Source organism: Mycolicibacterium boenickei, assembly GCF_010731295.1.
Lineage (GTDB): Bacteria > Actinomycetota > Actinomycetes > Mycobacteriales > Mycobacteriaceae > Mycobacterium > Mycobacterium boenickei.
In genome coordinates this window covers 3,751,498-3,777,405 of the sequence record NZ_AP022579.1, presented here as the reverse complement: position 1 = coordinate 3,777,405, position 25,908 = coordinate 3,751,498, and the positions used below count along the sequence as shown (strand labels likewise).

24 protein-coding genes are annotated in these 25,908 nt (G+C 67.3%); 14 read left to right on the top strand and 10 right to left on the bottom strand.

Going from position 1 to position 25,908, the window contains the following annotated elements; translation table 11 throughout:
• Positions 1–33 precede the first annotated feature (33 nt).
• Positions 34–1,287, top strand: coding sequence for a 3-oxoacyl-ACP synthase KasB (gene kasB, locus G6N57_RS17865; RefSeq protein ID WP_077741205.1), 1,254 nt, complete (start codon positions 34–36; stop codon positions 1,285–1,287).
• Positions 1,288–1,319: 32 nt separating this feature from the next.
• On the top strand, positions 1,320–2,741 hold the full coding sequence (locus G6N57_RS17860; protein ID WP_036449381.1) for an acyl-CoA carboxylase subunit beta: 1,422 nt from the start codon (positions 1,320–1,322) through the stop codon (positions 2,739–2,741).
• A gap of 73 nt (positions 2,742–2,814) precedes the next feature.
• Here G6N57_RS17860 and G6N57_RS17855 read toward each other — a convergent pair whose 3' ends face one another.
• Complete coding sequence (locus tag G6N57_RS17855; protein ID WP_077741206.1) at positions 2,815–3,564, bottom strand: SDR family oxidoreductase; 750 nt, start codon at positions 3,562–3,564, stop codon at positions 2,815–2,817.
• A gap of 87 nt (positions 3,565–3,651) precedes the next feature.
• Here G6N57_RS17855 and G6N57_RS17850 point away from each other — a divergent pair, with 87 nt between their 5' ends.
• Positions 3,652–4,530, top strand: a complete 879-nt coding sequence (locus G6N57_RS17850) for a LysR family transcriptional regulator (protein ID WP_234815808.1) — start codon at positions 3,652–3,654, stop codon at positions 4,528–4,530.
• Here the strand turns inward: G6N57_RS17850 and G6N57_RS17845 are convergent.
• The 3 genes from G6N57_RS17845 to G6N57_RS17835 all read right to left on the bottom strand — a co-directional run bounded on the left by G6N57_RS17845 (position 4,527) and on the right by G6N57_RS17835 (position 7,862).
• Positions 4,527–5,651, bottom strand: a complete 1,125-nt coding sequence (locus G6N57_RS17845; RefSeq protein ID WP_077741207.1) for a T6SS phospholipase effector Tle1-like catalytic domain-containing protein — start codon at positions 5,649–5,651, stop codon at positions 4,527–4,529. The genes G6N57_RS17850 and G6N57_RS17845 overlap by 4 nt on opposite strands.
• Before the next feature lie 79 nt (positions 5,652–5,730).
• On the bottom strand, positions 5,731–7,278 hold the full coding sequence (locus tag G6N57_RS17840) for a glycerol-3-phosphate dehydrogenase/oxidase (RefSeq protein WP_077741208.1): 1,548 nt from the start codon (positions 7,276–7,278) through the stop codon (positions 5,731–5,733).
• Entirely contained in the window at positions 7,275–7,862 is a 588-nt protein-coding gene (locus G6N57_RS17835; RefSeq protein WP_077741209.1) for a TetR/AcrR family transcriptional regulator, read from the bottom strand. Before G6N57_RS17835 ends, G6N57_RS17840 begins: the two co-directional genes overlap by 4 nt.
• A gap of 50 nt (positions 7,863–7,912) precedes the next feature.
• Between G6N57_RS17835 and G6N57_RS17830 the strand changes: the two genes are divergently transcribed.
• The gene (locus G6N57_RS17830) at positions 7,913–9,493 is read left to right on the top strand and encodes an FAD-binding oxidoreductase (RefSeq protein ID WP_077742018.1); all 1,581 of its coding nucleotides are present in this window, start codon (positions 7,913–7,915) and stop codon (positions 9,491–9,493) included.
• 26 nt (positions 9,494–9,519) lie between these two features.
• The gene (locus G6N57_RS17825) at positions 9,520–10,389 is read left to right on the top strand and encodes a diacylglycerol kinase (protein ID WP_097926344.1); all 870 of its coding nucleotides are present in this window, start codon (positions 9,520–9,522) and stop codon (positions 10,387–10,389) included.
• Here the strand turns inward: G6N57_RS17825 and G6N57_RS17820 are convergent.
• Both G6N57_RS17820 and G6N57_RS17815 read right to left on the bottom strand, forming a co-directional pair.
• A complete protein-coding gene (locus G6N57_RS17820) occupies positions 10,299–11,255 on the bottom strand; it encodes an alpha/beta hydrolase (RefSeq protein WP_163646644.1) in 957 nt (318 codons plus the stop codon). The genes G6N57_RS17825 and G6N57_RS17820 overlap by 91 nt on opposite strands.
• Positions 11,256–11,362: 107 nt before the next feature.
• Positions 11,363–11,998, bottom strand: a complete 636-nt coding sequence (locus G6N57_RS17815; RefSeq protein WP_077741212.1) for a TetR/AcrR family transcriptional regulator — start codon at positions 11,996–11,998, stop codon at positions 11,363–11,365.
• Between the two features lie 106 nt (positions 11,999–12,104).
• On the opposite strand from G6N57_RS17815, the gene G6N57_RS17810 reads away from it, so the two are divergent.
• The 5 genes from G6N57_RS17810 (at position 12,105) to G6N57_RS17790 (ending at position 18,244) form a co-directional block, all read left to right on the top strand.
• Positions 12,105–12,989: an SDR family oxidoreductase gene (locus G6N57_RS17810; RefSeq protein ID WP_407665939.1), complete on the top strand. Its 885-nt coding sequence runs from the start codon at positions 12,105–12,107 to the stop codon at positions 12,987–12,989.
• Positions 12,986–13,915 carry a patatin-like phospholipase family protein gene (locus tag G6N57_RS17805; protein WP_077741214.1) on the top strand — a complete coding sequence of 310 codons (930 nt, stop codon included), beginning with the start codon at positions 12,986–12,988 and terminating at the stop codon, positions 13,913–13,915. Before G6N57_RS17810 ends, G6N57_RS17805 begins: the two co-directional genes overlap by 4 nt.
• Positions 13,912–15,366, top strand: coding sequence for a flavin-containing monooxygenase (locus tag G6N57_RS17800; RefSeq protein ID WP_077741215.1), 1,455 nt, complete (start codon positions 13,912–13,914; stop codon positions 15,364–15,366). Before G6N57_RS17805 ends, G6N57_RS17800 begins: the two co-directional genes overlap by 4 nt.
• A gap of 124 nt (positions 15,367–15,490) precedes the next feature.
• Positions 15,491–17,716: a glycoside hydrolase family 183 protein gene (locus tag G6N57_RS17795; protein WP_077741216.1), complete on the top strand. Its 2,226-nt coding sequence runs from the start codon at positions 15,491–15,493 to the stop codon at positions 17,714–17,716.
• A 3-nt stretch (positions 17,717–17,719) separates the two neighbouring features.
• Entirely contained in the window at positions 17,720–18,244 is a 525-nt protein-coding gene (locus G6N57_RS17790; protein ID WP_077741217.1) for a hypothetical protein, read from the top strand.
• A gap of 4 nt (positions 18,245–18,248) precedes the next feature.
• Here G6N57_RS17790 and G6N57_RS17785 read toward each other — a convergent pair whose 3' ends face one another.
• From G6N57_RS17785 to G6N57_RS17775, 3 genes are all read right to left on the bottom strand, one after another.
• Positions 18,249–18,761, bottom strand: coding sequence for a DUF3145 domain-containing protein (locus tag G6N57_RS17785; protein WP_077741218.1), 513 nt, complete (start codon positions 18,759–18,761; stop codon positions 18,249–18,251).
• Positions 18,762–18,876: 115 nt separating this feature from the next.
• Entirely contained in the window at positions 18,877–19,707 is an 831-nt protein-coding gene (locus tag G6N57_RS17780) for a serine hydrolase domain-containing protein (protein ID WP_077741219.1), read from the bottom strand.
• Positions 19,708–19,718: 11 nt separating this feature from the next.
• Positions 19,719–20,603, bottom strand: a complete 885-nt coding sequence (locus G6N57_RS17775) for a chemotaxis protein CheY (RefSeq protein ID WP_174814490.1) — start codon at positions 20,601–20,603, stop codon at positions 19,719–19,721.
• A 102-nt stretch (positions 20,604–20,705) separates the two neighbouring features.
• On the opposite strand from G6N57_RS17775, the gene G6N57_RS17770 reads away from it, so the two are divergent.
• From G6N57_RS17770 to G6N57_RS17755, 4 genes are all read left to right on the top strand, one after another.
• Positions 20,706–21,794 carry an S-(hydroxymethyl)mycothiol dehydrogenase gene (locus tag G6N57_RS17770; RefSeq protein ID WP_065462203.1) on the top strand — a complete coding sequence of 363 codons (1,089 nt, stop codon included), beginning with the start codon at positions 20,706–20,708 and terminating at the stop codon, positions 21,792–21,794.
• Entirely contained in the window at positions 21,791–22,417 is a 627-nt protein-coding gene (locus G6N57_RS17765; protein ID WP_077741220.1) for an MBL fold metallo-hydrolase, read from the top strand. Before G6N57_RS17770 ends, G6N57_RS17765 begins: the two co-directional genes overlap by 4 nt.
• A 116-nt stretch (positions 22,418–22,533) precedes the next feature.
• On the top strand, positions 22,534–23,676 hold the full coding sequence (locus G6N57_RS17760; protein WP_077741221.1) for a cellulase family glycosylhydrolase: 1,143 nt from the start codon (positions 22,534–22,536) through the stop codon (positions 23,674–23,676).
• A 66-nt stretch (positions 23,677–23,742) separates the two neighbouring features.
• The gene (locus tag G6N57_RS17755; protein WP_077741222.1) at positions 23,743–25,116 is read left to right on the top strand and encodes a styrene monooxygenase/indole monooxygenase family protein; all 1,374 of its coding nucleotides are present in this window, start codon (positions 23,743–23,745) and stop codon (positions 25,114–25,116) included.
• Between the two features lie 5 nt (positions 25,117–25,121).
• Here G6N57_RS17755 and G6N57_RS17750 read toward each other — a convergent pair whose 3' ends face one another.
• Complete coding sequence (locus G6N57_RS17750) at positions 25,122–25,862, bottom strand: SHOCT domain-containing protein (RefSeq protein ID WP_077741223.1); 741 nt, start codon at positions 25,860–25,862, stop codon at positions 25,122–25,124.
• Positions 25,863–25,908: the final 46 nt, after the last annotated feature.

Below are 25,908 nucleotides of genomic sequence, written 5' to 3'. Positions count from 1 at the left end.
AAGGTAAACACGGAAGGGAAGAACACAGCAAATATGGCGGGATTGTCCACTGGGAATGGTCTTCCCAATGTGGTTGTCACCGGCGTAGCCATGTCAACGGCGCTGGCAACCGATGCTGAAAGCACCTGGAAGAAGCTGCTAGACGGGCAGAGCGGCATCCGCAAGCTCACTGATTCGTTCGTCGACGAGTACGACCTGCCGGTTCGCATCGGCGGCCATCTGCTCGAGGACTTCGATCATGAGCTGACGCGGGTCGAACTGCGCCGGCTGTCATATTTGCAGAAGATGTCGACGGTCATCGGCCGTCGGGTGTGGGCCAATGCGGGCTCCCCCGACGTCGATGTCCGCCGTCTCATGGTCTCCATCGGCACCGGTCTCGGTTCCGCCGAGGAGCTTGTGTTCGCTTACGACGGCATGCGGGCCAAGGGCCTGCGCGCCGTGTCGCCGCTGGTGGTGCAGATGTACATGCCCAACGGCGCGGCGGCCGCCATCGGACTCGAGCGCAAGGCCAAGGCCGGGGTGTGTACCTCGATCTCGGCCTGCGCCTCGGGTTCGGAAGCCATCGCCAACGCCTGGCGCCAGATCGTGCTCGGTGAGGCCGACATCGCGATCTGTGGTGGCGTGGAAACCAAGATCGAAGCCGTGCCGATCGCCGGCTTCGCGCAGATGCGCATCGTGCTGTCCAACTCCAACGACGACCCCGAAGGCGCCTGCAAGCCCTTCGACAAGGATCGCAACGGATTCGTCTTCGGCGAGGGCGGCGCCCTGATGGTCATCGAGACCGAGGAGCATGCCAAGGCACGTGGCGCCAACATCCTGGGCCGCATCATGGGGGCCAGCGTCACCTCGGACGGCTATCACATCGTCGCGCCGGACCCCAACGGCGAGCAGGCCGGTCACGCCATGACCCGGGCCATTCAGCTGGCGGGTCTGCAGCCCAGCGACATCGACCACGTCAACGCGCATGCCACCGGCACCAGCGTCGGCGATGTGGCCGAGGGCAAGGCGATCAACAACGCGATGGCGGGACACAAGCCCGCGGTCTATGCGCCCAAGGCGGCGCTGGGCCACTCCGTCGGTGCGGTCGGTGCGGTGGAGTCCATCCTTACCGTGCTGGCATTGCGCGACGGCGTCATCCCTGCGACGCGCAACCTGCAGAACCTCGATCCGGAGATCGATCTGGACGTTGTCGCCGGTGAGCCGCGGCAGGGTGATTTCAAGTACGCAATCAACAATTCGTTCGGATTCGGTGGGCACAACGTCGCGCTCGCCTTCGGAAAGTACTGAGCTTCCAGAGCTTTCCCTCAAAGGAGACCTAAATGACGATCATGGCCCCCGAAACCGCTGCCGAGTCGCTCGACCCCCGCGACCCGCTGCTGCGCCTGCAGACCTTCTTCGATGACGGCAGCGTCGAGCTGCTGCACGAGCGGGACCGCTCTGGCGTGCTGGCGGCTGCCGGCACGGTCAACGGTGTTCGCACGGTTGCGTTCTGCACCGACGGCACCGTGATGGGCGGCGCCATGGGTATCGAGGGCTGTGCCCACATCGTCAACGCCTACGACACCGCCATCGAGGAGCAGAGCCCGATCGTCGGCATCTGGCACTCGGGCGGTGCGCGGCTGGCCGAGGGCGTCAAGGCGCTGCACGCGGTCGGCCTGGTCTTCGAGGCGATGATCCGGGCGTCGGGCTACATCCCGCAGATCTCGGTCGTCGTCGGATTCGCCGCCGGCGGTGCGGCTTACGGGCCCGCCCTGACCGACGTCATCATCATGGCCCCGGACAGCAAGGTGTTCGTCACCGGTCCGGACGTGGTGCGCAGCGTCACCGGTGAGGACGTCGACATGGTGTCGCTCGGCGGTCCGGACGCCCACCACAAGAAATCCGGTGTGTGCCACATCGTCGCCGACGACGAGCTCGACGCCTACGAGCGCGGCCGTCGCCTGGTCGGATTGTTCAGCCAGCAGGGCCATTTCGATCGCAGCAAGGCCGAGGCCGGCGACACCGACCTGGCCGCGCTGATGCCCGAGTCGGCCCGGCGTGCCTACGACGTGCACCCGATCATCGAGGCACTGCTCGACGAGGGTGTGCCGTTCGAGGAGTTCCAGGCCAAGTGGGCGCCGTCCATCGTGGTCGGTCTCGGTCGGCTGGCCGGCCGGTCGGTCGGTGTCATCGCCAACAACCCGCTGCGCCTCGGCGGCTGCCTGAACTCCGAAAGCGCCGAGAAGTCGGCACGTTTCGTGCGGCTGTGCGATGCGTTCGGCATCCCGCTGGTGGTCGTCGTCGACGTTCCGGGCTACCTGCCCGGTGTGGACCAGGAGTGGGGCGGCGTGGTGCGTCGCGGCGCCAAGCTGCTGCACGCCTTCGGTGAGTCCTCGGTCCCCCGCGTGACCCTGGTGACCCGCAAGATCTACGGCGGCGCCTACATCGCGATGAACTCCCGTTCGCTCAACGCCACCAAGGTGTTCGCCTGGCCGGACGCCGAGGTCGCCGTGATGGGTGCCAAGGCCGCTGTGGGCATCCTGCACAAGCGCAAGCTGGCCGCCGCCCCGGATCACGAGCGTGAGGCGCTGCACGAGGAGCTGGCCATCGAGCACGAGCGGATCGCCGGCGGTGTGGATTCCGCCATCGAGATCGGCGTGGTCGACGAGAAGATCGATCCGGCCCACACCCGCAGCAAGCTGACCCAGGCCCTGGCCGAGGCCCCGCACCGGCGCGGCCGTCACAAGAACATCCCGCTGTAACTCTTCAGCGCGACAAGACGCAAATGTCCCCGCACGCTTGGCGTGTCGGGGACATTTTCGTCTGCTCGGCGTACTAACGGGTGGTGTAACCCCCGTTGGCGAAGATGGTCTGCCCGTTGATCCAGTGCCCCTCGCCGGCGAGGAACACCACGAGCGGGGCGATGTCGGTGATCTCGGTCAGCCGGTTGCCCATGGCCTGCGACTTGTGGAACTCGACCCGCTCTGGGGTCTCCTGCGGGTAGAAGAACGGCGTGTCCATCGGGCCCGGGGCCACGTTGTTGACGTTGATGCCGCGGACCCCGAATTCCTTGGACGCGGCCCGGGTGAAGTGTTCGACGGGGCTCTTGGAGCCCGCGTACGTCGAGTACCCGTCGGTGTAGGCCGCCAGCAGCGCCGTCACGATGGTGACCACCGAACCGTTGTCGGCCAGGCGCTTGCCCGCCTGCTGCAGGAAGAAGTACGCCGCCTTGGCATTGATGTCGAACATCGAGTCGTATTCGGCCTCAGTGGTTTCCACGAACGGCTTGCGCAACACCTTTCCCACCGTGTTGATCGCGATGTCGACACTCCCGAACGCGTCGACTGCCGTGTCGAAGAGTCGCTCGACGTTGGCCGGCACCGTCAGGTCACCCTGCACCTTGACGGCCTTGACGCCCGCGTCCTGCACCGCCGCCACGGTCTTGTCGGCGTCGGCCTCGGTGGCAGCACTGTTGTAGTGAACGGCGACGTTGACACCGCTGGCAGCCAACGTCGTGCTGATCAGACCGCCCAGATTCTTGGCACCAGCAGCAACAATCGCTGATTTGCCTTCCAGTTTGCTCATAGTTCGCAGCGTAGTTTTACGATCCACATATGAACAACGCAAAATTTCGATGTTTCCACAAGCCCAAGTTGTAGATAGATTAGGCGCGTGGCCGCGAATATTCCGGATATACGACGTTTGCGTCAGTTCATCGCCATCGGCGAGGCGGGCAGCCTGACCGCCGCGGCCACCTCATTGCACGTTAGCCAGCAAGCCCTCAGCAGCTCGATGCAGCAACTGGAGAAGGAACTCAACGCCACATTGTTCCGGCGCGAGGGCCGTCGCCTGACGCTCACCCCGGCGGGCGAGCTGCTCCTCACCGAAAGCCGAACACTGCTGGCTGCGGCGCGCACAGTGGCCGAGAGGGTGGAACAGACTGCCTGCGGCGCGGCGGAGGTCTTCGTCGTGGGCCACACCCCGGCGCTCAGCGGTAGCGAAGCCTATACCCGGATCGAACCGGCCATCACCGCGTTTCCGGAGATGTCGTTCACCTTCCGTCAGCTCTACCCCGATCAGCTCATCGCTGCGGTGCTCGACGGCACGGTGCACCTGGGCCTGCGGCGCGGCGTGGTGCCCACCAACGAATTGGCCACGGCGATCGTGGGTTACGACCGCATCCGGCTGGCGGTGGCCGGCGAACACCGGCTGGCCGGCTCGCCCTCCGTCGACATTCACGAACTGGCCGGGGAACGCATCGCACTGTGGGCGCCGCCGGGCGGGTCATACTACAGCGACTTTCTGATGGCCGCGTGCCGGCGGGCCGGATTCGAACCCGATTATGTGGTGAGCCGGGTCCAGGGCGCGGCCACGGTCGCCGCGCCGCTCACGACCGGTGCCGTCACGTTCGTCACCTCTCCCCCGGGCCCGGCCATGGACGGTCGGGTGGTGGTCACCGAACTCGAACCACCCTTGTTGGTGGGCGCCCAGGCCATGTGGCAGCGCCACACCGGTTCAGCGGTGCGCGACGTGCTGTTGTCTCACGTCTAGGCCACGTGGGACAGGTCGCTGCCCACTTCGACCGGTACCACCCGGCGCTCCGGGTCGTTGTCGGGGACGGGCGCTTCCCACCAACCGCGTGAACGCTGTTGCCGGTCGACGGTCGAGGCGATGTACTCGTTACTGCCCTTCCCGCCTATCCGCGGGTACGGCCGCAGGAAGCGATAGATGCCTTTGAGTGAATTCTCGGGCTTGCCAGCCGGATTCGGGCTGATCCGGGTGTACTCCTCGACGATCTCCTCGCTCGAGACCGGCTCGACGCCGCGGGACGGCTCGCGTCCGAACGCGTTGTCGACGAATACCAGCCCGGCGGCACGGGCCTTTTCCAGCATCCAGCACAACGCGATGTCGCTGAGACCGTGATCGGGGTAGCCGCCGCCCACATCGCAGTGCACACCGGTGAACCACACCTGCTCCAGGCGCTGAGTGGACGGAGCCATGTCGGACCGGTGCCAGACCGCGGGCACGAACGGGCCGCGCCGCTCGTCGATCGCTAGCGCCTGATAGGCCTCGTCGACCCGTGAACTCAGGGCCGTGTTGTGGAATTCGTACCGACGGTTGAACCGCCGGGCCAGACGGCCGCCGATCGAAGGAATCCCCAGGGCGCCAACGGTATCCCAGACCCCGATGAACCGGATCCTGGGTTCGTGGGAGTACATCTTGCGGAACAGCGCCGCCTCGACACTGCGTGGACTTGCCGCGGGGTTCTGGTCTCGGTACAGCGCATAGGCCTGTTCGATCTGATCGACGTTGTCGCGATGCAGCACGCCCGAGTTCCGGATCAGGCCCGCCGTGCTGCGCGCGGTGAACGCCCCGCGGCTGAATCCGAAGAAGAACAGCTCGTCGCCGGGCTGATAGTTCTGGACGACGAATCGGTAGGTGTCGCACACATCGCGAAACAGACCGGCACCGAAGGCCCCGCCGAGCAGGCGTTCTGACCGGGTGGTTCCCACGCCCCGGTGATAGAACAGGCGCTGCTCACGTCCGTCGGCGTCGTGAGAAGCCAGCGCCATGGCCACTTTGGCGACGTTGGTCGGCGTGGGCTTGCCATCCGTTGTCTGATCGGGCGTGTTCCACGTGCCGTCGCAGCACACCACCAGTCGCTTCGACATGACCGAGCTCCTTGCCACACAGTTTCGCGTTGCAGGAGTCAGTCTGCGCGCGCCGCCGGGCCACGCCACGCGTAGTGGACTACTCGACTTGTCCGAATTCGGCGATCATCTCGGCGGCCGCGGCGCCGGCCCGGTCCCGGTCGTCGCTGACCAACCCGATACGGGTACGGCGATCGAGGATGTCGTCCACGGACAGAGCCCCTTCGTGGGTGACGGCGTACTCGAACTCGGCGCGGGTGACATCGATGCCCTCGGCCACCGGGTCGGTGGGGCGGGCACACCGGGCCCGGGCGATCACATTCGGCGCCTCGGCTCCGTACCGCGCCACGAGTGAGGACGGCAGCGCATGCTCGGATCGCAACGTGGACACGGGATTGGCCGGGGCACCGACGAGCGGCAGGTTGGCCGTGCGGCAACCCGCGGCGGACAGCCCGCGCAGCACCAGCGCCCGGTCCAGGACGTCCTGGGCCATGTACCGGTATTCGGTGAGCTTGCCGCCGATGATGCTGATCAACCCGCTCGCCGATTCCACGACCGCATGCTCGCGTGACACGTCGGCCGTGTTGCCTTCCCCGGTGTCGATCAGTGGCCGCAGCCCGGCATAGGCGCCGCGCACATCATCAGGGGTCAGATCGGTGGACAGCGCGGTGTTGACGGTGTCGAGCAGGAAGGCGATCTCGCCCGGAGTCGGTTGCGGCACATCGGGAATCGGTCCCGGCGCGTCCTCGTCGGTCAGCCCCAGATAGACCCGGTCCAGCTGCTCGGGCATGGCGAACACGAACCGGTTCAACTCCCCCGGTATCGGAATGGTCAGTGCCGCGGTGGGATTGCCGAATGCCGCAGCGTCGAACACCAGGTGCGTGCCGCGGCTGGGGCGCAGTTTGATCGCCGGGTCGAGATCGCCCGCCCACACCCCGGCCGCGTTGATGATCACCCGCGCCGTCGCGTCGAACGCTTCCCCGGTGAGTTCGTCGGTCAGGCGCACCGCGGAGGCCTCGGCCTTACCGGCCGAGACCTGGGTCAGGATGCGAGCTCCGTGCTGCGCGGCGGTACGGGCGACGGCGGCCACCAGTCGGGCGTCATCGATGAGCTGGCCGTCGTAGGCCAGGTAGGCCCCGTCGAGGCCGTCGGTGCGTACGGTCGGGGCCAGTTCGGCGGCCCGCCGTGCGTCCACCCGCCTCGAACGCGGCAGCGTCGAGGCACTGGTGCCCGCGAGCCTGCGCAGGCCGTCACCGGCCACGAACCCGGTGCGCACCAACGCACGCGACGCCCGCCCCATCGACGGCAGCAGCGGTACCAGCTGCGGCATGGCCTTGACGAGATGGGGTGCGTTGCGGGTCATCAGGATTCCGCGTTCGATCGCGCTGCGCCGGGCAATTCCGATGTTGCCCGTGGCCAGGTAACGCAGGCCACCGTGCACGAGTTTCGAACTCCACCGACTGGTGCCGAAGGCGAGGTCGTGTTTCTCCACCAGCGCGACCTGCAGACCCCGCGTAGCTGCATCCAAAGCGATGCCCGCACCGGTGATTCCGCCGCCGATGACGATCACATCGAGGTGTTCCCCGTCGGCCAGGGCGGCCAATTCTGTTGCGCGCCTTGCGCGATTGAGGGCTGTCGGGCCGGTCACGATGCGAGGTATCCGTTCAGTGCGTGGGCAAGCTCGTTCGCCAGGGTGTCCGAGTCGAGGATCGGTTCGACCATCTGCGCGGACTGGATCGCCGACTGCGTGATCAGCAGGCACATGGTGGCCAGCTGGCGGGGGTCTCCCGGCCGCACGCGGTCGTTCTTCTGCCGTACCTCCTGCGCGAGCTTGAGCTCGCCGGCCAGCGCGTCGATGAGGATCTGCTGGCTGGTGCCCAGCCGCTCGGCGATGTAGACCATCGCCACCTCAGGCGCGGAGTGCAGAACCGCCATGATCACCTCGTCGTGGCGCAGCCGCGCGGCCACGGTCACCATGCGCTCCACCAGCGCCGCCCGCCCTGGCCCCGGGCTACCGGTTTCGTCCAGCACACCCACGATTCGCGCGGTGAGCAGGGCGGCCAGGATCGACTGGGTGTCCGGGAACCGGCGGTACACGGTCGGGCGGCTCACCCCGGCCCGCCGGGCGATCTCGGCCAGGGTCACCCGGTCCACACCGAAGGCCAGCACACAGCTGGCGGCGGCGTCCAAGATCTGGTCGCTCAGCGATCGATCGTTACTGATTGACATCATGTGTAATACTGTAACGCATGACTCAGCCGGCTGAACAGTTTCTGCCTCCGATGAAGTGGAATGCCTGGGGCGACCCGCAGGCAGCCAAGCCACTGTCCGACGGAATCCGGTCCCTGCTCCAGGAGGCCCTGGGCGTCGAGGCCGCGTCCGCGGCGGAGCCGACGCCCGAGCAGGTGCAATTACGGCCCTCGGCGCTGTCCGACGCCGACCGGGAAGCCCTCGTCGCGATCGTCGGCGCCCAACACTGCGGCACCGACACGATGTCGCGACTGCTGCACGCCGGTGGAAAATCGACGCTGGACCTGCTGCGCCGCAACGATTCCGGTCTCCAGGACGCACCGGACGCGGTGCTGCTCCCCGGCTCGGACGACGAGGTCGCCGCGATCCTCGCCCACTGCGCCGAGCATCGCATCGCCGTAGTCCCGTTCGGCGGCGGAACCAGCGTCGTGGGCGGCCTGGATCCGCTGCGCGGCGACTTCGCCGCCGTCGTCACGCTGGATCTGCGCCGGTTCGACGCGCTGCACAGTCTCGACCCGGTGGCAGGCGAGGCCGAGCTCGGCGCGGGCGTCACCGGCCCGCAGGCCGAGGCATTGCTTGGCGCACAAGGATTCTCGCTGGGCCACTTTCCGCAGAGCTTCCAGTTCGCCACGATCGGAGGGTTCGCCGCCACGCGGTCCTCGGGTCAGGATTCGGCCGGATACGGCCGCTTCGACGACATGGTGCGCGGCCTGCGCGCTGTCACCCCGGCCGGCACGCTGGACCTCGGCCGGGCTCCGGCCTCGGCCGCCGGACCGGATCTGCGGCAGCTGCTCCTGGGCTCGGAAGGCGTGTTCGGCGTCATCACCCGGGTCCGGGTTCGCGTGCACCCCGTACCCGAGACCACGCGCTACGAGGCCTGGTCCTTCCCCGATTTCGCCACCGGCGCCGAGGCGTTACGGGCCGTGACCCAGACGGGTACCGGGCCGACGGTGATCCGGCTCTCCGACGAAGCCGAGACGGGCGTCAATCTGGCCACCACGGAAAGCATCGGCGAACAGAGCATCACCGGCGGCTGCCTGGCCATCACCTTGTTCGAGGGCACGCCCGCGCACACCGAGAGCCGTCATGACGAGACCCGCGCGGTCCTGCAGGCCCACGGCGGCACCTCGCTCGGTGACGCGCCGGCCCGAGCCTGGGAGCACGGCCGGTTCAATGCCCCGTACCTCCGCGATTCGCTGCTGGCGGCGGGTGCACTGTGCGAAACCCTCGAGACCGCCACCACGTGGTCCAACCTGTCCGCGCTGAAGGCCGCGGTCACCGAAGCACTGACCTCAGCACTCGCCGAATCCGGCACGCCGGCCCTGGTGATGTGTCACATTTCGCATGTGTACCCCACCGGCGCCTCGCTCTACTTCACGGTCGTCGCCGCCCAGCGCGGCAATCCGATCGAGCAGTGGCAGGCCGCCAAGAAGGCCGCTTCAGAAGCCATGGTCCAGAACGGCGGCACCATCACCCACCACCACGCGGTCGGTGCGGATCACCGTCCGTGGATGCGTGACGAGATCGGCGACCTCGGCGTCGCAGTACTGCGGGCCGTCAAAGCCACGCTGGATCCGGCCGGAATCCTCAACCCGGGCAAGCTGATTCCGTGAACCAGGTAACGGTCCTGACCAATCCGATGTCGGGACACGGCAACGCGCCGCACGCGGCCGAGCGGGCCGTCGCGCAGCTCCAGCGGCGCGGCATCGATGTCTGTGCGATCGTCGGGACCGACGCGGCGCACGCCCGGCGCCTTGTCGACGACGCGCTCGACCGTGGCACCGACGCCCTTGTCGTGGTCGGCGGCGACGGCGTGATCTCCCTGGCTCTGCAGGCGCTGGCCACCGGCGATGTACCGCTGGGCATCGTGCCCGCTGGGACTGGCAACGACCACGCGCGTGAATATCGTTTGCCGACAGGAGATCCCGAGGCTGCGGCCGATATCGTCGCCGACGGCCATACCGAGACGGTCGACCTCGGCCGCATCGAAGACGCCTCCGGTGCGGTGAAGTGGTTCGGCACCGTGATGGCCGCCGGGTTCGATTCGCTGGTCAGTGACCGGACCAACCGGATGCGCTGGCCCCACGGCCGAATGCGCTACAACGTCGCGATGCTCGCGGAGATCTCGAAGCTACGGCTGCTGCCGTTCCGGCTCACCTTCGACGACGAGCCGGAGTACCGCACCGAGCTCACCCTGGCGGCGTTCGGCAACACCCGCAGCTACGGCGGGGGCATGTTGATCTGCCCCGGCGCCGACCACTCGGACGGACTGCTCGACGTCACGATGATCACGTCGGCGTCTCGCACCAGGTTGATCCGCCTGTTCCCAACGGTTTTCAAGGGCACACACGTCGAACTCGACGAGGTGACCACCAAGCGCGCCCGGTCTGTCCACGTCGAATGCCCGGGCATCAACGCCTACGCAGACGGCGATTTCGCGCTCCCGTTGCCGGTCACGGTGTCCGCGGTGCCGGGTGCGCTGCGGCTGCTGGTGCCCAAACAGTCCTGAACGAACTCCACGATGCAGTCCCGGGCCTCACGGCTCTCCGGGAGAAACGGCAGGAACGCCGGGAAAGCGTGGAGCTGACCGGGCCAGACCTTGAGCGTGCACGACCGGCCGGCTTCGGTCAGCACCTCGTGCATGCGTTCGGCATCGCACCGCAGCGCCTCGGACTCCGCCGCGATGATCAGGCTCGGCGGAAAGTCGGTGAGGACTCCGTTGACCGGCGACAGCGCGTGGTGGTCCGAGTTCTTGGGGCCGACGCAGTCGACGATCATCGGCAGGGCGAGTCCGATCCCCATCCGATCTGTGTCGATGTTGGGATGGCCGGAGCGGCGTTCGCCGTCGAGTTCGAGCAGCGGGCTGACACCGACGACGCCTGCCGGTGTTTCGACCCCCTGCTCCTGGGCGGCGAGAACGGTTGCGAATGCGAGGAATCCGCCTGCCGAGTCACCTGCCACGACCGTGTTGGCCGGGTCGGCTCCCTGGTCCAGCAGCCAGCGGTAGGCGCGCAGGCAGTCCGCGACGGACGCGTCGACGGTGACCTCGGGGTGCTGCCGGTACTCGACGTGCACCACCGGAAGCTGGGTCCGGCGGGCCAGCGCGACCACGACGTGCGAGTGGGTGTCGAAGCCGCCCAGAAAGAACCCACCGCCGTGCAGGTACAGGATGGCACCGTCGGAAAGCGGGAGGTGAGCCGACTCGGCTGTCCGGATGGTCTCGATCGTGACATGGCCGAGCGTGATGCGGCTGATCCGCAGCCCGCGCCGCGGGCGAAGACGCTGGAGCCGCGCGAGCGCGTTGATGCGACGACCGATCGCGGTGAGGCGATCGTCGACAGATCGATCCCCTTGGTAGGCAACCGATCTACGCACCTGGGTGAGGAGGGTTCTGCGGGCGATGCCGTAGCACGCGCGGGATCTGCGACTCGGGCGTCGGGTCGACAGTGCGGTGGCCGGTAGTACCATCCAAACTCCTTCGGTTATTTCGGCGATCCCAGGGCGGCAAGCAGTTTCACCAGATGGCCGAACGCATCGGTGAACGGGCGGGCCGGCACCGACGGGTCGATGGCCCGCTGGATGCCGAGGCCGATCCCGGCACTGAGCAGGAGATTGCCGAGATCCTCCAGGCTTGCCGCGACGTCGTTGTTCGCCAATTGCGCTTCGGTGAGGCCGAGTTCGGCCGACATCGACTGCAGTACGTCGAGGACCATCTGTGCCGCCTCGTTGCGCAATGCGGTGATCATCTCGGCCAGCTCGGGATTGTTCCGTGACAGCACGGCGAATTCGAGTTCGAGCATGGTCCAGCCGACATCGCCCGCGGTCCGCTCCAGCCAGGCGCTCAAAGCGCTCACCCGGCTGTCGAGGTCCGCATCCGAGATCGCCAGTTCGGCCATCTCGGCGAACTTCTCACGGTGGATCAGCTCGAGGACGTCGCGGCACAGGTTGGGCTTGCTGCCGAAGTTGGAATACACGGCGCCCTTCGAGAAGCCCGCGTCGTCGGCGATGTCCTCGAGGCTCGTCGCGGCATACCCGTGGCGCAGAAAGCGCTGTTTGGCGGCCTGCAACAGCTCGGCCCGCGTCTGTTCCTGGCGTTGAGCCCTGGTCAGCCGCGGCATTCGCTGATGATAGATCGCAGTGCACTTTGGGTATTGAATTAACTCAAAGTATTCAGATACCGTCAGTATGCGAGTTTGTGCGGGACGACTTCAGGGGAGGCATGACGTGCGGTTTTCACGGCAGCAGCCGTCGGTGGACGGTGCGGTGGTCATCGTCACCGGCGGGGCACGCGGCATCGGCGCCAAGACAGCGGAGGTGTTCTCCGCCCGCGGCGCCACGGTATGGATCGGCGACGTCGATGCCGATGTCGCCGCGACGACCGCAGCGGGTATCCCCCGCTGCCGAGCCGCCTACCTCGATGTCACCCAGCGATCGTCGTGGGATCGCTTCATCGCCGACGCCATCGGAGATTCTGGCCGCATCGACATCCTGGTGAACAACGCCGGGGTCATGCCGCTCGGGGCCTTCGACACCGAACCAGAGACCACCACCGACCTGATCCTCGACGTCAACGTGCGCGGTGTGCTGAACGGCATGCGCGCGGTGATCCCGTCGATGGTGGCCCGCGGCTGCGGACACGTCGTCAATGTGGCCTCGATGGCGGGCATGATCCCGATCCCGGGCATGGTGACCTACAACGCCAGCAAGTTCGCGGCGCTCGGCGCTTCACTGGCCGCGCGACGTGAGTACTCCGGCACCGGGGTGTCGGTGTCGGCCGTGCTGCCGTCGGCGGTTCGCACCGAGCTCACCTCGGGCGTGCCGCTCGGAAACGGCCTGCCCACCGTGGATCCCGACGACGTCGCGCAGGCAATCCTCAAGACCGTACGCACCCGCGCCGCCCGTACGTCGGTCCCGGGTTGGGTTGCCCCCGGGTGGGCCCTGGTCGACGCGCTGGTCCCCGAAGCAGTCCAGCGGGCCGTGAGAACCAGGGTCGACGACCGCCGCGCCCTGACCGCCCTGGACGAGCAGGGCCGGTCCGATTACCTGCAACGCCTCGACCGGCAAGCGAAATCCCATGCCACTGAGGCCGATTCCGAGGTCAAACCATGACGACGGCATTGGTGATCGGGTGCGGCGGCACCATCGGAGGCGCCTGGGCGGTCGCGGCACTGCATGCGCTGGCCGAGCAGACGGGGTGGGATCCGCGCGACGCTGCGGTCATGCAGGGCACTTCGGCCGGAGCTGAGCTCATCACAATGCTCGGTGGCGGCGCCACAGTGAGCGATCTCGTTGCGATGCAGCGCGGCACCGCCACCGATGAGCGCCTTCGCAGGCACATCGCGGACACACCGTCGAGCCTGCCACCGCTGCCCGTGCCCCGCCTGCTCAACCCGCGGCTGCTCGGCAGCCAGAAGGGTCTCGCCGCGGCCACGGGCATCGCTCCCACCGGCCGGGGCAATGCCGGCTGGTTACAGCGGCTCGCCGACGGATTCTCCGATTCCTCAGGGTGGGTGGCACACCCCGGCGCCCGGATGGTCGCCTTCGACTACCGGCGCGGCGAGCGTGTCGCATTCGGCGCCCCCGGCGCACCGGAGGCCACCGCGGGCGAAGCCCTACGCGCATCCTGGGCGGTGCCGGGCTGGATGCCGCCGGTCACGATCAGCGACAGACACTTCGTCGACGGTGGCGCCGCATCGACCGCGTCGGTCGACCTGATCGCCCCGCACGAGGCCGAGACCATCTACGTGATCACGCCGATGGCCTCCGAACCGGGAACGCGCGCACCGGGAATCGGCGGACAGCTGGAACACCGGCTGCTGCGCCGGCCGATGTCGGCCGGGTTGGACCGCGAAGTCGCGGCGGTGCGGGCGCGGGGCACGCATGTGGTCCTCATCCGGCCGGACGCGGGCGATCTGGCCGGGCTCGGTTCACATTTCATGAGACGCGGCCGGCGCCGGTCGGCGTTCGAGGCATCGATGCGCACCGCGCCGAGCACGGTCCGACGTGCGCTTGCCGTCAGCGAGGAGGCCCGATGAGCCGCGAGGTCCGTATCGTCATCATCGGCGCGGGCATGGCCGGCATCGCCACCGCCTACACGCTCAAACAAGCCGGGTTCACGAATTTCGTGATCCTGGAAAAGGGTTCGGATGTCGGCGGGGTCTGGCACTGGAACCGCTATCCGGGGCTCACCTGCGATGTCCCGTCGCAGATCTACCAGTTCTCGTTCGCACCCAAACCGGACTGGAGCCACATCTGGGCCAGCGGCAGCGACATTCAGCGCTACCACCGCGACGTCGTCGAACGATTCGGACTCGACTCCCATCTGCGCTGCGACACCGAAGTGGTCGAGGCCCGCTACAACGCCGCCACCACGTCGTGGACGCTCACCACGGCTGTCGGAGATACCCTGACGGCCGACTTCGTCATCTGTGCCACCGGCGTGCTGCATCACCCGTCGATACCCGACATCCCAGGAATGGACACCTTCGCGGGCCCGATCGTGCACACGGCGCGGTGGGATCCGGAGCTGGTGACCGACGACAGGCGCGTCGCCGTGATCGGTACGGGATCAACTGGCGTGCAGGTGGTTTCGGCCCTACAACCGAAAGCCCACACCCTGTTGCACTTCGCACGCTCCCCACAGTGGATCCTGTGGGCGCCGATGTCGCTGCCACAGTCGTCGGTCCTCGCCAAGGTGCTGCGCCGGCGGCCGGGATGGCATGACTTCCTCTACGCACGGCTGCAGTGGGTTTCGCAGATCCTCGCCGATGTCGTGACCACACCGTCGTGGCGACGCAAGCTGGTCCAGGCCTACGCTCGGTGGAGCCTGGCCGCCCAGGTCCGTGACCGCGAACTCCGCGCGAAACTCACCCCGGACTACGAACCGCTGTGCAAGCGACAGGTGGTCTCGGGCTCGTATTACCGAGCCATCAAGCGCCCCAACGCCCGCCTGGTCGATGATCCCATCGAGGAGTTCACCGCCGACGGCATCCGCACCGCGGACGGCACGCACCACGAGGTGGATGTCGTGGTGCTGGCCACCGGATTTCAGGCGCACAACTACATGCGGCCCATGACCGTCGTGGGCCGGGACGGCATCACACTCGACGAGGCGTGGGTGAAGGGACCGCGGGCGTATCGCATGACGGCGATCCCCGGGTTTCCGAACCTGTTCACCGTGCTGGGACCGAACTCGCCGACCGGGTCGATCCCGCTGCAGTACTCCGCCGAGCTAACCGCCGGGTACATCGTGAGTTGGCTCAAGCGGTTTGCGAACGCCGAACTCTCCGAAGTCGAAGTCACCGAGGAGGCCACCGACGAATTCAACGCCGCGGTCGCCGACGGACTCGGGCCGACAGTGTGGAACACCGGGTGCAACTCGTGGTACTTCACCGACTCCGGGACCATCGACCTGTGGCCATTCGACCGGACCACCCTCACCCGGATGCTGGCCGAACCCGACCCGGCGCACTACCGGATCCGGTGACGGCGGACTTTCGCAGTTCAGGCCCGGTTTTCGGTGATTCGGCGTGTTTGCCCGACACCGTGAACGGCACACGGTACGTTGCCTCTGGGCCGGGGTTTGAGTGAGTGGACTGGTACGGAGCGTCATGGAATCGACCAAATACATCGGCCGCGTCGGCGCATTGGCCGTCGCCCTCGGCATCGGCACCGCATTGACCTCCGGGACCGGAATCGCCTGGGCCGAAGGCGGGTCCGGTGATCCGGGCAAATCCACCGTCGGAAGTTCCGACGGCTCCACCTCAAGCCCTGGACAGAAAAAGACTCCGAGCAAACCTTCTGGCGCGCTGTCGAAGATCGGCGAGCGGATCCGCAAGGATGTCGAGTCCGGCCTGAACGACGTCGGTGACGCGCTCAAGCAGACCCAGAGCCGGCTGGATTCCGCGCGCACGCCGATACGCACCCGGACGCCCAAGCCCCGGAGCAAGATTCAGGGCACACTCACCAACGCAACCGATACCGGCAACAAAGCTGACGGCGGCCAGAAGAACGAGACCGCACGGATCGTCCCGGAGGCGGTGACCACTGCGCCTGATCGGCAGCGCGCGACAAGCCCCAATACCGTGGTGGTTCGCCTGAAGGAGGCGACCGCGAACATCGATCAGCGCAGCCGCGACGCGACCGCGCCGCTGCGCTCCGGGATCACGGCGATCAACGTCCCCACAATCGCAAACGAAAGCGCGATTGTCCCGGCGCCGGTGGAGTCCACCCCCGAGCCGTCAGTGGCCAAGATCAGCGCACCACCGGTGGTCTCCGCGCTGCTGAGCGTCGCCGGTCTCTCACCGTTCGGTGCCGGTAGCAGCCCGGTGGCACCGGCCCAGTCGCCCGCGCTGTGGGCCATGATGGCTTGGACGCGTAGGGAATTCGAACGGTCGATCAACCCGTTGGGTTCCCGCGTCGTCTCGGCCAAGGATGCCGCCTCGGTGGTCGCCGAGGACGAGATCCAGCCGATGGCGGCCACACCCAACGCCGCGGTGCAGACCGATGACCTGACCCCCAAACCCCAGGTGCCGGCATCCCTGGCCGACTACACCGAAAAGCTCGGGTGGGTGACCGGGGTCGGCTACACCGACCACTGGTACGTCGCGGGCACGGATCTGGGCATCATGTGGAACAGCGGCTACACCGATCCCGTGACCGGGAAACCGATCATCTACACCCTGTTCGGCGACACCTACAGCGAGCCGGGCATGGCCGGGGACTGGCGCAACAACGTGTTGTTCCGCACCTCCGACACCGACCTGTCCAACGGACTGCAGTTCAGCGATGCGCTGATCCATGCCGGCGCGGGGCCCGGGGTGCCGGGCACACCGACGTGGTACGGCACCGGCGGCGATCGGGCCGGCGCGGCGCAGATCATCTACGACCCGGGCCAGGACGGGCTGTTCGGCCGCACCTACACGATGATCCCGACCTCGGCGATCGCGATCGAAAAAGCCGGCGCCGAGGGCGGTTACCGGCAGTACGCCACGGTGATGTCGATCCGCACCTGGGACAACCCCGGCAGCTGGACCACCAACTACTCCGGGATCGCCTACTCCGACGACGGCGGCAAGACCTGGACCGTCGACCCCGACACCATCCGTTCCTCAGGCTGGTTCCGGGCCGGCCCGGCCTACGTGCCCGGCGACGAGCACTTCCAGCAGAACGCCCTGGTGATGTCGGACGACCCGACCGACCCCTACGTCTACGTGTACGGGACACCGTCGGGCAGACAGGGTTCGGCGTACGTGGCCCGGGTCGAGAAGGATCAGATCACCAACCTGGACGCCTACGAGTACTGGGCGGGTGAGGATTCCAGCGGCGCCGGGCAATGGGTCACCGGCGATCCGTCGGCGGCGGAGCCGGTGTTCGGTTCCAGCCGAACCGATTTCCTGCCCACCGTGTACCGGGTCGCGGACTTCTTCACCTTCGGGCTGTTCACCAAGATCGCCAACGGCATCTGGGTCGGTGGCCTGCCCACCAACGGCAATGTCAGCGAGATGTCGGTGCAGTACAACGAGTACCTGGGCAAGTACGTTGTGCTCTACACCGACGGCGGCAACAATGTGGTGATGCGGGTGTCGGATTCACCGCAGGGTGAATGGTCGGATACCACCACGCTGGTCAACAACAACCTGACGAGCAACACCGGCATGTATGCGCCGATGGTCCATCCGATGTCGGGTACCGACTACTTCAACAAGGTCGACGCCAACGGCAATGTGATCGAGGACAACTCGCAGTACCTGTACTACAACCTGTCCTACTGGGGTGATTACAACGTGCGGTTGATGCAGACCGATCTGTCCACGATGAAGACGGTCTCGGTGTAGGCGATGGGTCGAGCGTTGGCGCTGGGTGTGGCGGTCCTGACCGTGGCCACCGCCCTCAGCACGAGTGCCTGCGCGCACGCCGATCCCGAGCCGCCACCCCAAGGACCGTCCGAAACCACGGCGCCGCAACCGGACTCGGCGTGTGCCGACAACCTTGCCGGCGCGTTGACTCCGGCGGATCCGGGGCAACTCGGCAACAACCGGCGCCTGCTGCAGTGCGAGGACGGCAGGTGGCAGGTGTTCGGGAGTCCCTACCCCTCGTCAGATCGCTGGCTGACCACCGGGCCCGCGCTGATCCTGCACGGGCAGGGCCGCCGGAATCCGGAGGCCGAGGGCGGTACCTGGACGGCGACGCCGCAGACCGCCGATGCGCATTGCAGTGCCGAGGTGGTCGACGTCGTCGCAGCGGGCCAGACATCGGAACCCACGACTTCGGCAGCGACCGCGGGGCAGTCGCTGACGGTTGAGATCAGCGACCATATGTTCACGACGAAGCTCAGCGGCTACTGCCTCTGGGTGCGTGACTGACGCGCTACCCCACGCCCCGGCTCAGCCAGGACACCTCGGCACCGTCACCACCGTTGCGGTAGGGCTCCAGCGATTCGTCCCACGCGGTGCCCAGCACGGTGTCGAGTTCGGCTGCCAGCATGTCGGCGCCGCCGGCCATCAGCGAACGAAGCCGCATCTCGCCGACCATCACATCACCGTTGGCGCTCATCGCGCCGCTCCACAGGCCCAGCTGGGGCGTGTGGCACCAGCGGTGCCCGTCCACGCCGGCGCTCGGATCCTCCGTCACCTCGAAGCGCAGCACTGACCAGGAGCGCAGGGCATTGGCCAGCTGCGCCCCGGTGCCGACGGGCCCGATCCAGTTGGTCACCGCACGCAACTGGCCGGGCATGGCCGGTTGCGGTGTCCACTTCAGATTCGCCCGCGCCGACAGGGTCGACGACAACGCCCACTCAACATGCGGGCATACCGCCGCGGGTGAGGCATGCACATACACCACGCCTGTCGCCGCGTCGGCGAACTGATTCGACGCACGCATTTGCTACTCCTTCGGATCACGAGGGACGTCTTCCCCAACGGCCTGGTGATTCCGATCGAGCATGCAGTTGTGTGTGCCGCGCGTGTCTATTGTGCCCTGTGAGGCCAGTGTTGCGCTAGTGTGTCCCGTTTTCTCTCAGGACTCCATCAGATATCGCGGGCCACAGCGGGTAGGTCCAGTCCCCGAAGTCACGGTCGGTCAGCACCACCAACGCCAGGTCAGCGACCGGATCGACCCACAGAAACGTCCCCGATTGACCGAAATGACCGAACGTGCGCGGCGAGTTTGCCGACCCGGTCCAGTGCGGGGATTTGCCGTCCCGGAGCTCGAAGCCCAGCCCCCAGTCATTCGGCCGCTGCACACCGAACCCTGGCAACACTCCATCGAGCCCGGGAAACTGCACGGTCACGGCCGCGTCGTGCAGTTCCTGCGACACCAGCGCAGGCCGCAACAGCTCCCCGGCGAACACGGCCAGGTCGGCGACAGTCGACACGCCGCCGAAACCGGCGGCCTCCGCGCCGCCCAAAAGTGCGGAACCCGACATCTGCAGCGGCTGGAACACCGCCTCGGTCAGATAGCTGCCGAACTCGATGTCGGCGGCCGCCTCCACCGCTCGGGCCAGGAGCTCGAACCCGTAGTTCGAGTAGATGCGACGCTGTCCGGGGCGGGCGAGCACATCGGCCGACCGCATGGACACGCCGGACGCGTGGGCCAAAAGATGGCGGATCGTCGCACCGGGCGGGCCGGCCGGAGTGTCGAGTTCGACAGCGCCCTCTTCGATCGCGATCTGCGCGGCCCGCGCGACGAGCGGTTTGGTCACCGACGCCAGCGCGAAGGGCTTGCTCGTGTCGCCGCGGCTGGCCAGTACCCCAGACGGGCCGACCACCGCCGCAGCAACCGAATCAACCGGCCAGGTGTCGATAACGTCGAGAACATCGGCATTCATTGCGCGCAAATCTATCGGGCGCGCCCCACACTCCGGGAAAGCAACTCCTCGACCATGCTCGCCGCCACCGCATCCACGTCGGCGACCAGGCGCCGCAGCCCGACCACCTGACGCACCAGATCGTGCGGATCGGCGTCGGTGACCACCGAGAGGCGGTGCACGTCGCAGACCGCGCGATACGCCGACTGGGTCGACTCCGGTTCGGTGGCATCGCACCACCGCTGCATGGACTGCGTCCAGGACGCGACCCGGTCGGCCGCGTTCCGCCGGTGCGCCAGGGTCAATGCCCGCCGGTACACATCGGCTGCCCATTCGGCCGGCAACGGTTCGTCGAGCACCGGTAGCAGCACCTGGTCGAGCGCTCGGTACCCGGCCGGGTCGCCGGCGGCGGCCACGGCCGTGCCGGACAGCGCCTGGGTCAGCGTGGCCAGGGCGGCGTCATCCAAGTTCTCCGCGATGGCTGCCAAGTGCCGTGTTGCGGTATCGAATTGCCCCTGATCGCCGGCGTCGGCCGCGGTCGCCGCGAGCAGATACGCGAGGTAGCCGTGCGCGGTGGTCTCAGGGACGCCGGTCAGCAGCACCTGAGCCCGCTGCGCCCAACTGCGGGCCAGCGCAAGGTGGCCACGTGCCAACCAGGCCAAGCCGATCTCGGCGGCCTTCATCGCCGCCTGCACCGGGTCGGTGCGCAACAGGCGGCTGTGCACCTGTTCGTTGATCCGAACGGATTCGCGGCCATGACCCTGCCGCCAGGCCGCCGCGGCGTACACGGCAAGATCGTCGGTGTCGAGGGCCTGCATCCCGTCGACGCGGCTGAAGGATTCGTAGCTGGTGCGCCAGTCATTTCGGCGATACGCCGTGCGGGCCACCACCAGCAGTTGAGTTCGATCGTCGACCACAACCCACGGTAACGCGCGGGACTGCTCCGAGGCCGAGATTCGTCGACCGGCGAGATACCGCCAGCAATTGGACACCTGTCCGGTTTGCATTAGGTTATAGACATGCCTCAGACAGTGCGCGGTGTGATCTCCCGGAGCAAGAAACAGCCCGTCGAACTCGTCGACATCGTCATTCCCGATCCGGGTCCCGGTGAGGTGGTGGTGGACATCATCGCCTGCGGCGTATGCCATACCGACCTGACCTACCGCGAGGGCGGCATCAACGACGAGTACCCGTTCCTGCTCGGCCATGAGGCCGCGGGCACGGTCGAGTCGGTCGGCGAGGGCGTCACCCACGTCGAGCCGGGCGACTTCGTGATCCTCAACTGGCGTGCGGTGTGCGGGGAATGCCGCGCCTGCAAGCGCGGTCGCCCGCACCTGTGTTTCGACACCCACAACGCGGCCCAGAAGATGACGCTGACCGACGGCACCGAGCTGACGCCGGCCCTGGGCATCGGGGCGTTCGCCGACAAGACGCTGGTTCACGAAGGGCAGTGCACCAAGGTCGATTCCGAGGCCGACCCGGCCGTGGCTGGCCTGCTGGGCTGCGGCGTGATGGCCGGCATCGGCGCGGCGATCAACACCGGCGCCGTTACCCGTGACGACACCGTCGCCGTCATCGGCTGCGGCGGCGTGGGTGACGCCGCCATCGCCGGCGCCGCCCTGGTCGGCGCCAAGAAGATCATCGCCGTCGACACCGACAACAAGAAGCTCAACTGGGCCCGCGATTTCGGTGCCACCCACACCATCAACGCCCGTGAGCTCGACGCGGTCGAGACCATCCAGGATCTGACCGACGGATTCGGTGCCGATGTGGTGATCGACGCGGTCGGACGCCCGGAAACCTGGAAGCAGGCGTTCTACGCACGGGATCTGGCCGGCACCGTGGTGCTGGTCGGCGTGCCGACCCCGGACATGACGCTGGAAATGCCGTTGGTCGACTTCTTCTCCCGCGGTGGATCATTGAAGTCCTCGTGGTACGGCGACTGCCTGCCCGAGCGCGACTTCCCCACCCTGATCTCCCTCTATCTGCAGGGCCGGCTGCCGTTGGAGAAGTTCGTCTCCGAGCGCATCGGGCTGGACGCGATCGAGGATGCGTTCCACAAGATGCACGCCGGTGAGGTGCTGCGCTCGGTGGTGGTGTTGAAGTGACTGCCAACATTCAACGAGTCGTCACCAGCGGCAAGTTCGAACTCGACGGCGGCAGCTGGGACGTCGACAACAACATCTGGCTCGTGGGCGACGACAGCGATGTCATCGTGTTCGACGCCGCCCACACCGCCGCCCCGATCATCGAAGCCGTGGACGGCCGCAACGTCGTCGCGGTGGTCTGCACGCATGGCCACAACGACCACATCACCGTCGCGCCCGAGCTCGGCAAGGAGCTGGACGCGCCGGTGCTGCTGCACCCGGCAGACGAGATGTTGTGGCGAGTCGTCCACCCGGACGCCGAGTTTCGGGCCGTCGAGGACGGCCTCGTGTTGCGCGCGGGCGGCATCGAGCTGCATGCCCTGCACACGCCGGGGCACTCCCCCGGGTCGGTCTGCTGGTCGATCCCTGAGCTGAACGCAGTGGTCTCCGGCGACACCCTGTTCCAAGGCGGCCCCGGCGCGACCGGACGGTCGTTCTCGGACTTCCCCACGATCCTGGAGTCCATCTCGAAACGGCTGGGCCTGCTGCCGGGTGAGACGGTGGTCTACACGGGGCACGGCGACACCACCACGATCGGCGACGAGATCGTGCACTACGACGAGTGGGTTGCCCGCGGGCACTGACGATGCCCCGTGAGGAACGAGCGGCGCGGAGGAAGTGGCCCAACCAGCCCGGGCACTGACGAAAACGGCACCGGCATTAGTGCTCCCGGCCGCGACCGAGTGGCTACCCTGGGTCAGTGGTCGGCAGGCCAGTTCGCACCGCGGTGTTGCTCTGCGTGACACTGCTGGTCGCGACGGCCTGTTCCCCGTCGCCCCCGCTGTCGCCACCACCGCTGACCAGCACGGCTGCCCCACCCACCGGCGGTCGGGCAGCCATCCCACCGCTGGGCGTCTCGGGGATGTCGCTCACGCTCGACGGCAAACCGCAGTGGCCGATCGGCATCAACGCGTACCAGCTGGCCACCAACTGGTCCGTCAACGCGGGGTGCGGGGCACAGGTGGATCTCGACTCGTACTTCGCCAGCCTGCCGCCGCATTCGCTCACCCGGTTCAACGCGTACTCCAGTTTCGCGGTGAACAAGTTCACCGGACAACTCGATTTCACCTCTCTCGATGCGGTGTTCCGGGCCGCCGAGCGACACGGCCAACTGCTGATCGCGGTGCTCACCAGCGACGAAGGTGGCTGCGAGAACGACTATTTCAAAAACTACGGGTGGTACGCCGACGGCTGGCGGACCGAGGTGTCGCACGGCCTGCCGATGTCGTTCGCCGCGTGGCTGGACCTCGCGGTCAAACGGTGGGCCAACTCTCCCGCACTCGCCGGCTGGACCGCCGTCGGTGAGCCCGAACCGACCGATTGCCGAGACCACCACTGTCACTGGACCACCCGCTACTGTCCGCCGAACGCTGCCGACGTGCTGCGCGCATTCTTCGACGCCACCGGAGCCCGGATCCGTCAACTGGATCCCGACGCGGTGATCTTCAGCGGCCACGCCGGCGGCGGCCAATGCGGTTCGGCAGGCGACGAATTCGCGAAGGTGAACGCCTCGCCGGGCGTGGACGTACTCGAATATCACTACTACGAGGAGACGGACTTCCTTCCTGGTGACGAGTACGATGGGGTCCGCCGCCGGCTCGAGCAGGCCCGTTCGGTCGGTAAGCCACTGCTGATCGCCGAGATCGGTATGGAGGCCGGCTCGTGTGAATCCTTGGACGAGCGCAAGCAGGTGCTGACCGATGCGCTCGACCACATGCGCACATTGGGCGCTGCCGGCGCGATGTTCTGGGCTTTCGTGCCCGATCCGCGGCCCGACGAATGCACCTTGGACATCGGCCGCACCGACCCGTTGTGGTCCCTGATCGGCGCCACGCCGGTCTGACGGCTTTTGCGATCACGCTGAGCCAGTCCCTTACCGGACCACCGCGGCACGTCCATAGTGGCAGCCATGACGACTTCGAGTGGACGCTCCGCGGCGGTGATCGGTGCCGGGCAGACCGGGGTGACAGCGGCTCTCGGGCTGTTGGACAACGGGTTTGACGTCACCCTGTACAGCGACCGGGACCAGCGCAGTTTGCGCGACGATGTCCCGGCCACCGGCACCGCGCTGATCTTCGGCGAGGCGCAGCGGGCCGAGGAGTCCCTCGGTCTCAACACCTACCTGGCCACCGCCCCGACCTCGACCGGGCAGAGCGTACGGGTGGTCGACGGCTCCGGTCCCGACCGCGCCGAGGAGATAGCGTTCGACGCCGACTTCGACGGATTCGTCGGCGTCGCCGTGGACACCCGACTCAAGGCCGACGACCGGCTCACGCTGTTCCGACAGCGCGGCGGGCGGTTCGTGGTCGAGTCCGTCGACCCGGTGCGGCTGGACGCCATCGCCGCCGGCGTCGATCTGACGTTGGTGGCAACCGGCCGCGGCGGCCTGTCCACCCTGTTCCCGGTCGACGCCCAGCGCTCCGCCTACGATCGCCCCCAGCGCAGCCTGTTGACTGTCACACTCGCCGGATTACCGTACGGTCCCGATGTTTTCGCTCATCGGGGCGGCGCCGGTGGTCGCCACAACGCATTCACCGTGGTCACCGATCAGGGTGAGTCCTGGTGGGGCGGATATCTCCACAAGGACGCCGGCCCGACGTGGACGTTCCTGGGTTGGGCTCGCCCCGGCAGCGACTGGGACCGGCGGTTCGCCGGAGCCGACAGCGCGCGGTCCGCACTCGACATCGTCACCGCACTGCACCGTGACTACATCGACTGGGACCTCCCTGAGGTGAGTGCTCTCAGGGTCCTCGAGGACGATCCGCACTCGTGGCTGAAAGGCGCTGTCACCCAGGTGGTGCGGTCCGGGGTCGGCCGCACCGCGAGCGGGCATCCGGTGGCCGCCCTGGGCGATACCGCGGTGTCGTTCGACCCGATCGCCGGCCAGGGCGCCCAGGGTGGACTGGTCCATGCCGCCACCCTGGTCCGCAAAGCCGCCGCACATGACGGCCGGTTCGACGAGGCGTGGCTGCGCAGCACATTCGAGGAGTTCTACGCGCACCGAGCGCGGGCGGCGCAGTTGGTCACCCGGTTGTTCCTGGCCGATCCAGAACTGGCCGAGTACGGCAATCTGTTCTTCGCGGCCGCGCAGGGCAGCCCGCGATTCGCCTCGAAACTGTTTGGCCTGCTGGATGATCCACGGCCGGTCGAATCGCTCACCTCAGTGGCCGCCGCCAAACAGCTGATCACCGAATTCGCCGGAGAGTCCGCCGATGCACTGCTGGAACGATTCGTCCCGGCAGGATCGTTCCGACGGTCCGACTGGGCCACCCAGGCGGCGTAGCCGCCTCAGCTCTCCAGGATCCGGCGCTTCTCCGCCTCGAACTCGGCGTCGGTCAGAGCTCCGCTATCACGCAGCGCAGCAATCGTTTTGAGCTGCTCGAGCCGGATTCCCTGGTCGGTGGGCTGGTAGCTGTTCGGCTGATGTCCGGTCGGCACCGCCGGGTGTGGTGGAATCGGCTCGAAGCCCAGATCCGAGAGGGGGCGTGCCCGCTTGTTTTCCCGCGCCGACCACATCACGCTGCAGATCAGTGCCAGCACCCCCAGTACGGTAAGTCCACCGAACAGCCAGGACAGCCAGCCGTATTGACTGCCGTGCCCGAAGGCCAGCCGCGGATTGATATAGCCCTGGACTTGACCGTCGACGCTGATCTCGTAGGCACCCGCACCGGATACCTGCATCACCCACACCCGTACCCGAGCATCGTTGTTCACCGTGGTTGTCCCGCCGATGCTTTCGGTCACCACCGGATCGGCGGTCCCCTCAGGTGCGGACACGTGCAGGCGCAGAGGCGGAACCGGCAGACCACTGCCGGATCCGGTGACCATGGTGTGAAGGCTGACCGTCACCTCACCCTGCGGCAAATCCAGGCTGGCGGTCCCCGGGATGGGCACCTCTCCGTAAGCGTCGTACTCGTCCAGGACGAACGCGTTCAGGAAGATCATCACGAACAGCCCGATTGCGCCGACGACGAGGGTGCAGATCGATGGGACGATCGCGGCGCGCGGAGCAGACCGACGGCTGTTCATGGCCGAAGTTTGTCATAGCCGCCGTTTCGAGAGCTACCGTCGGTGT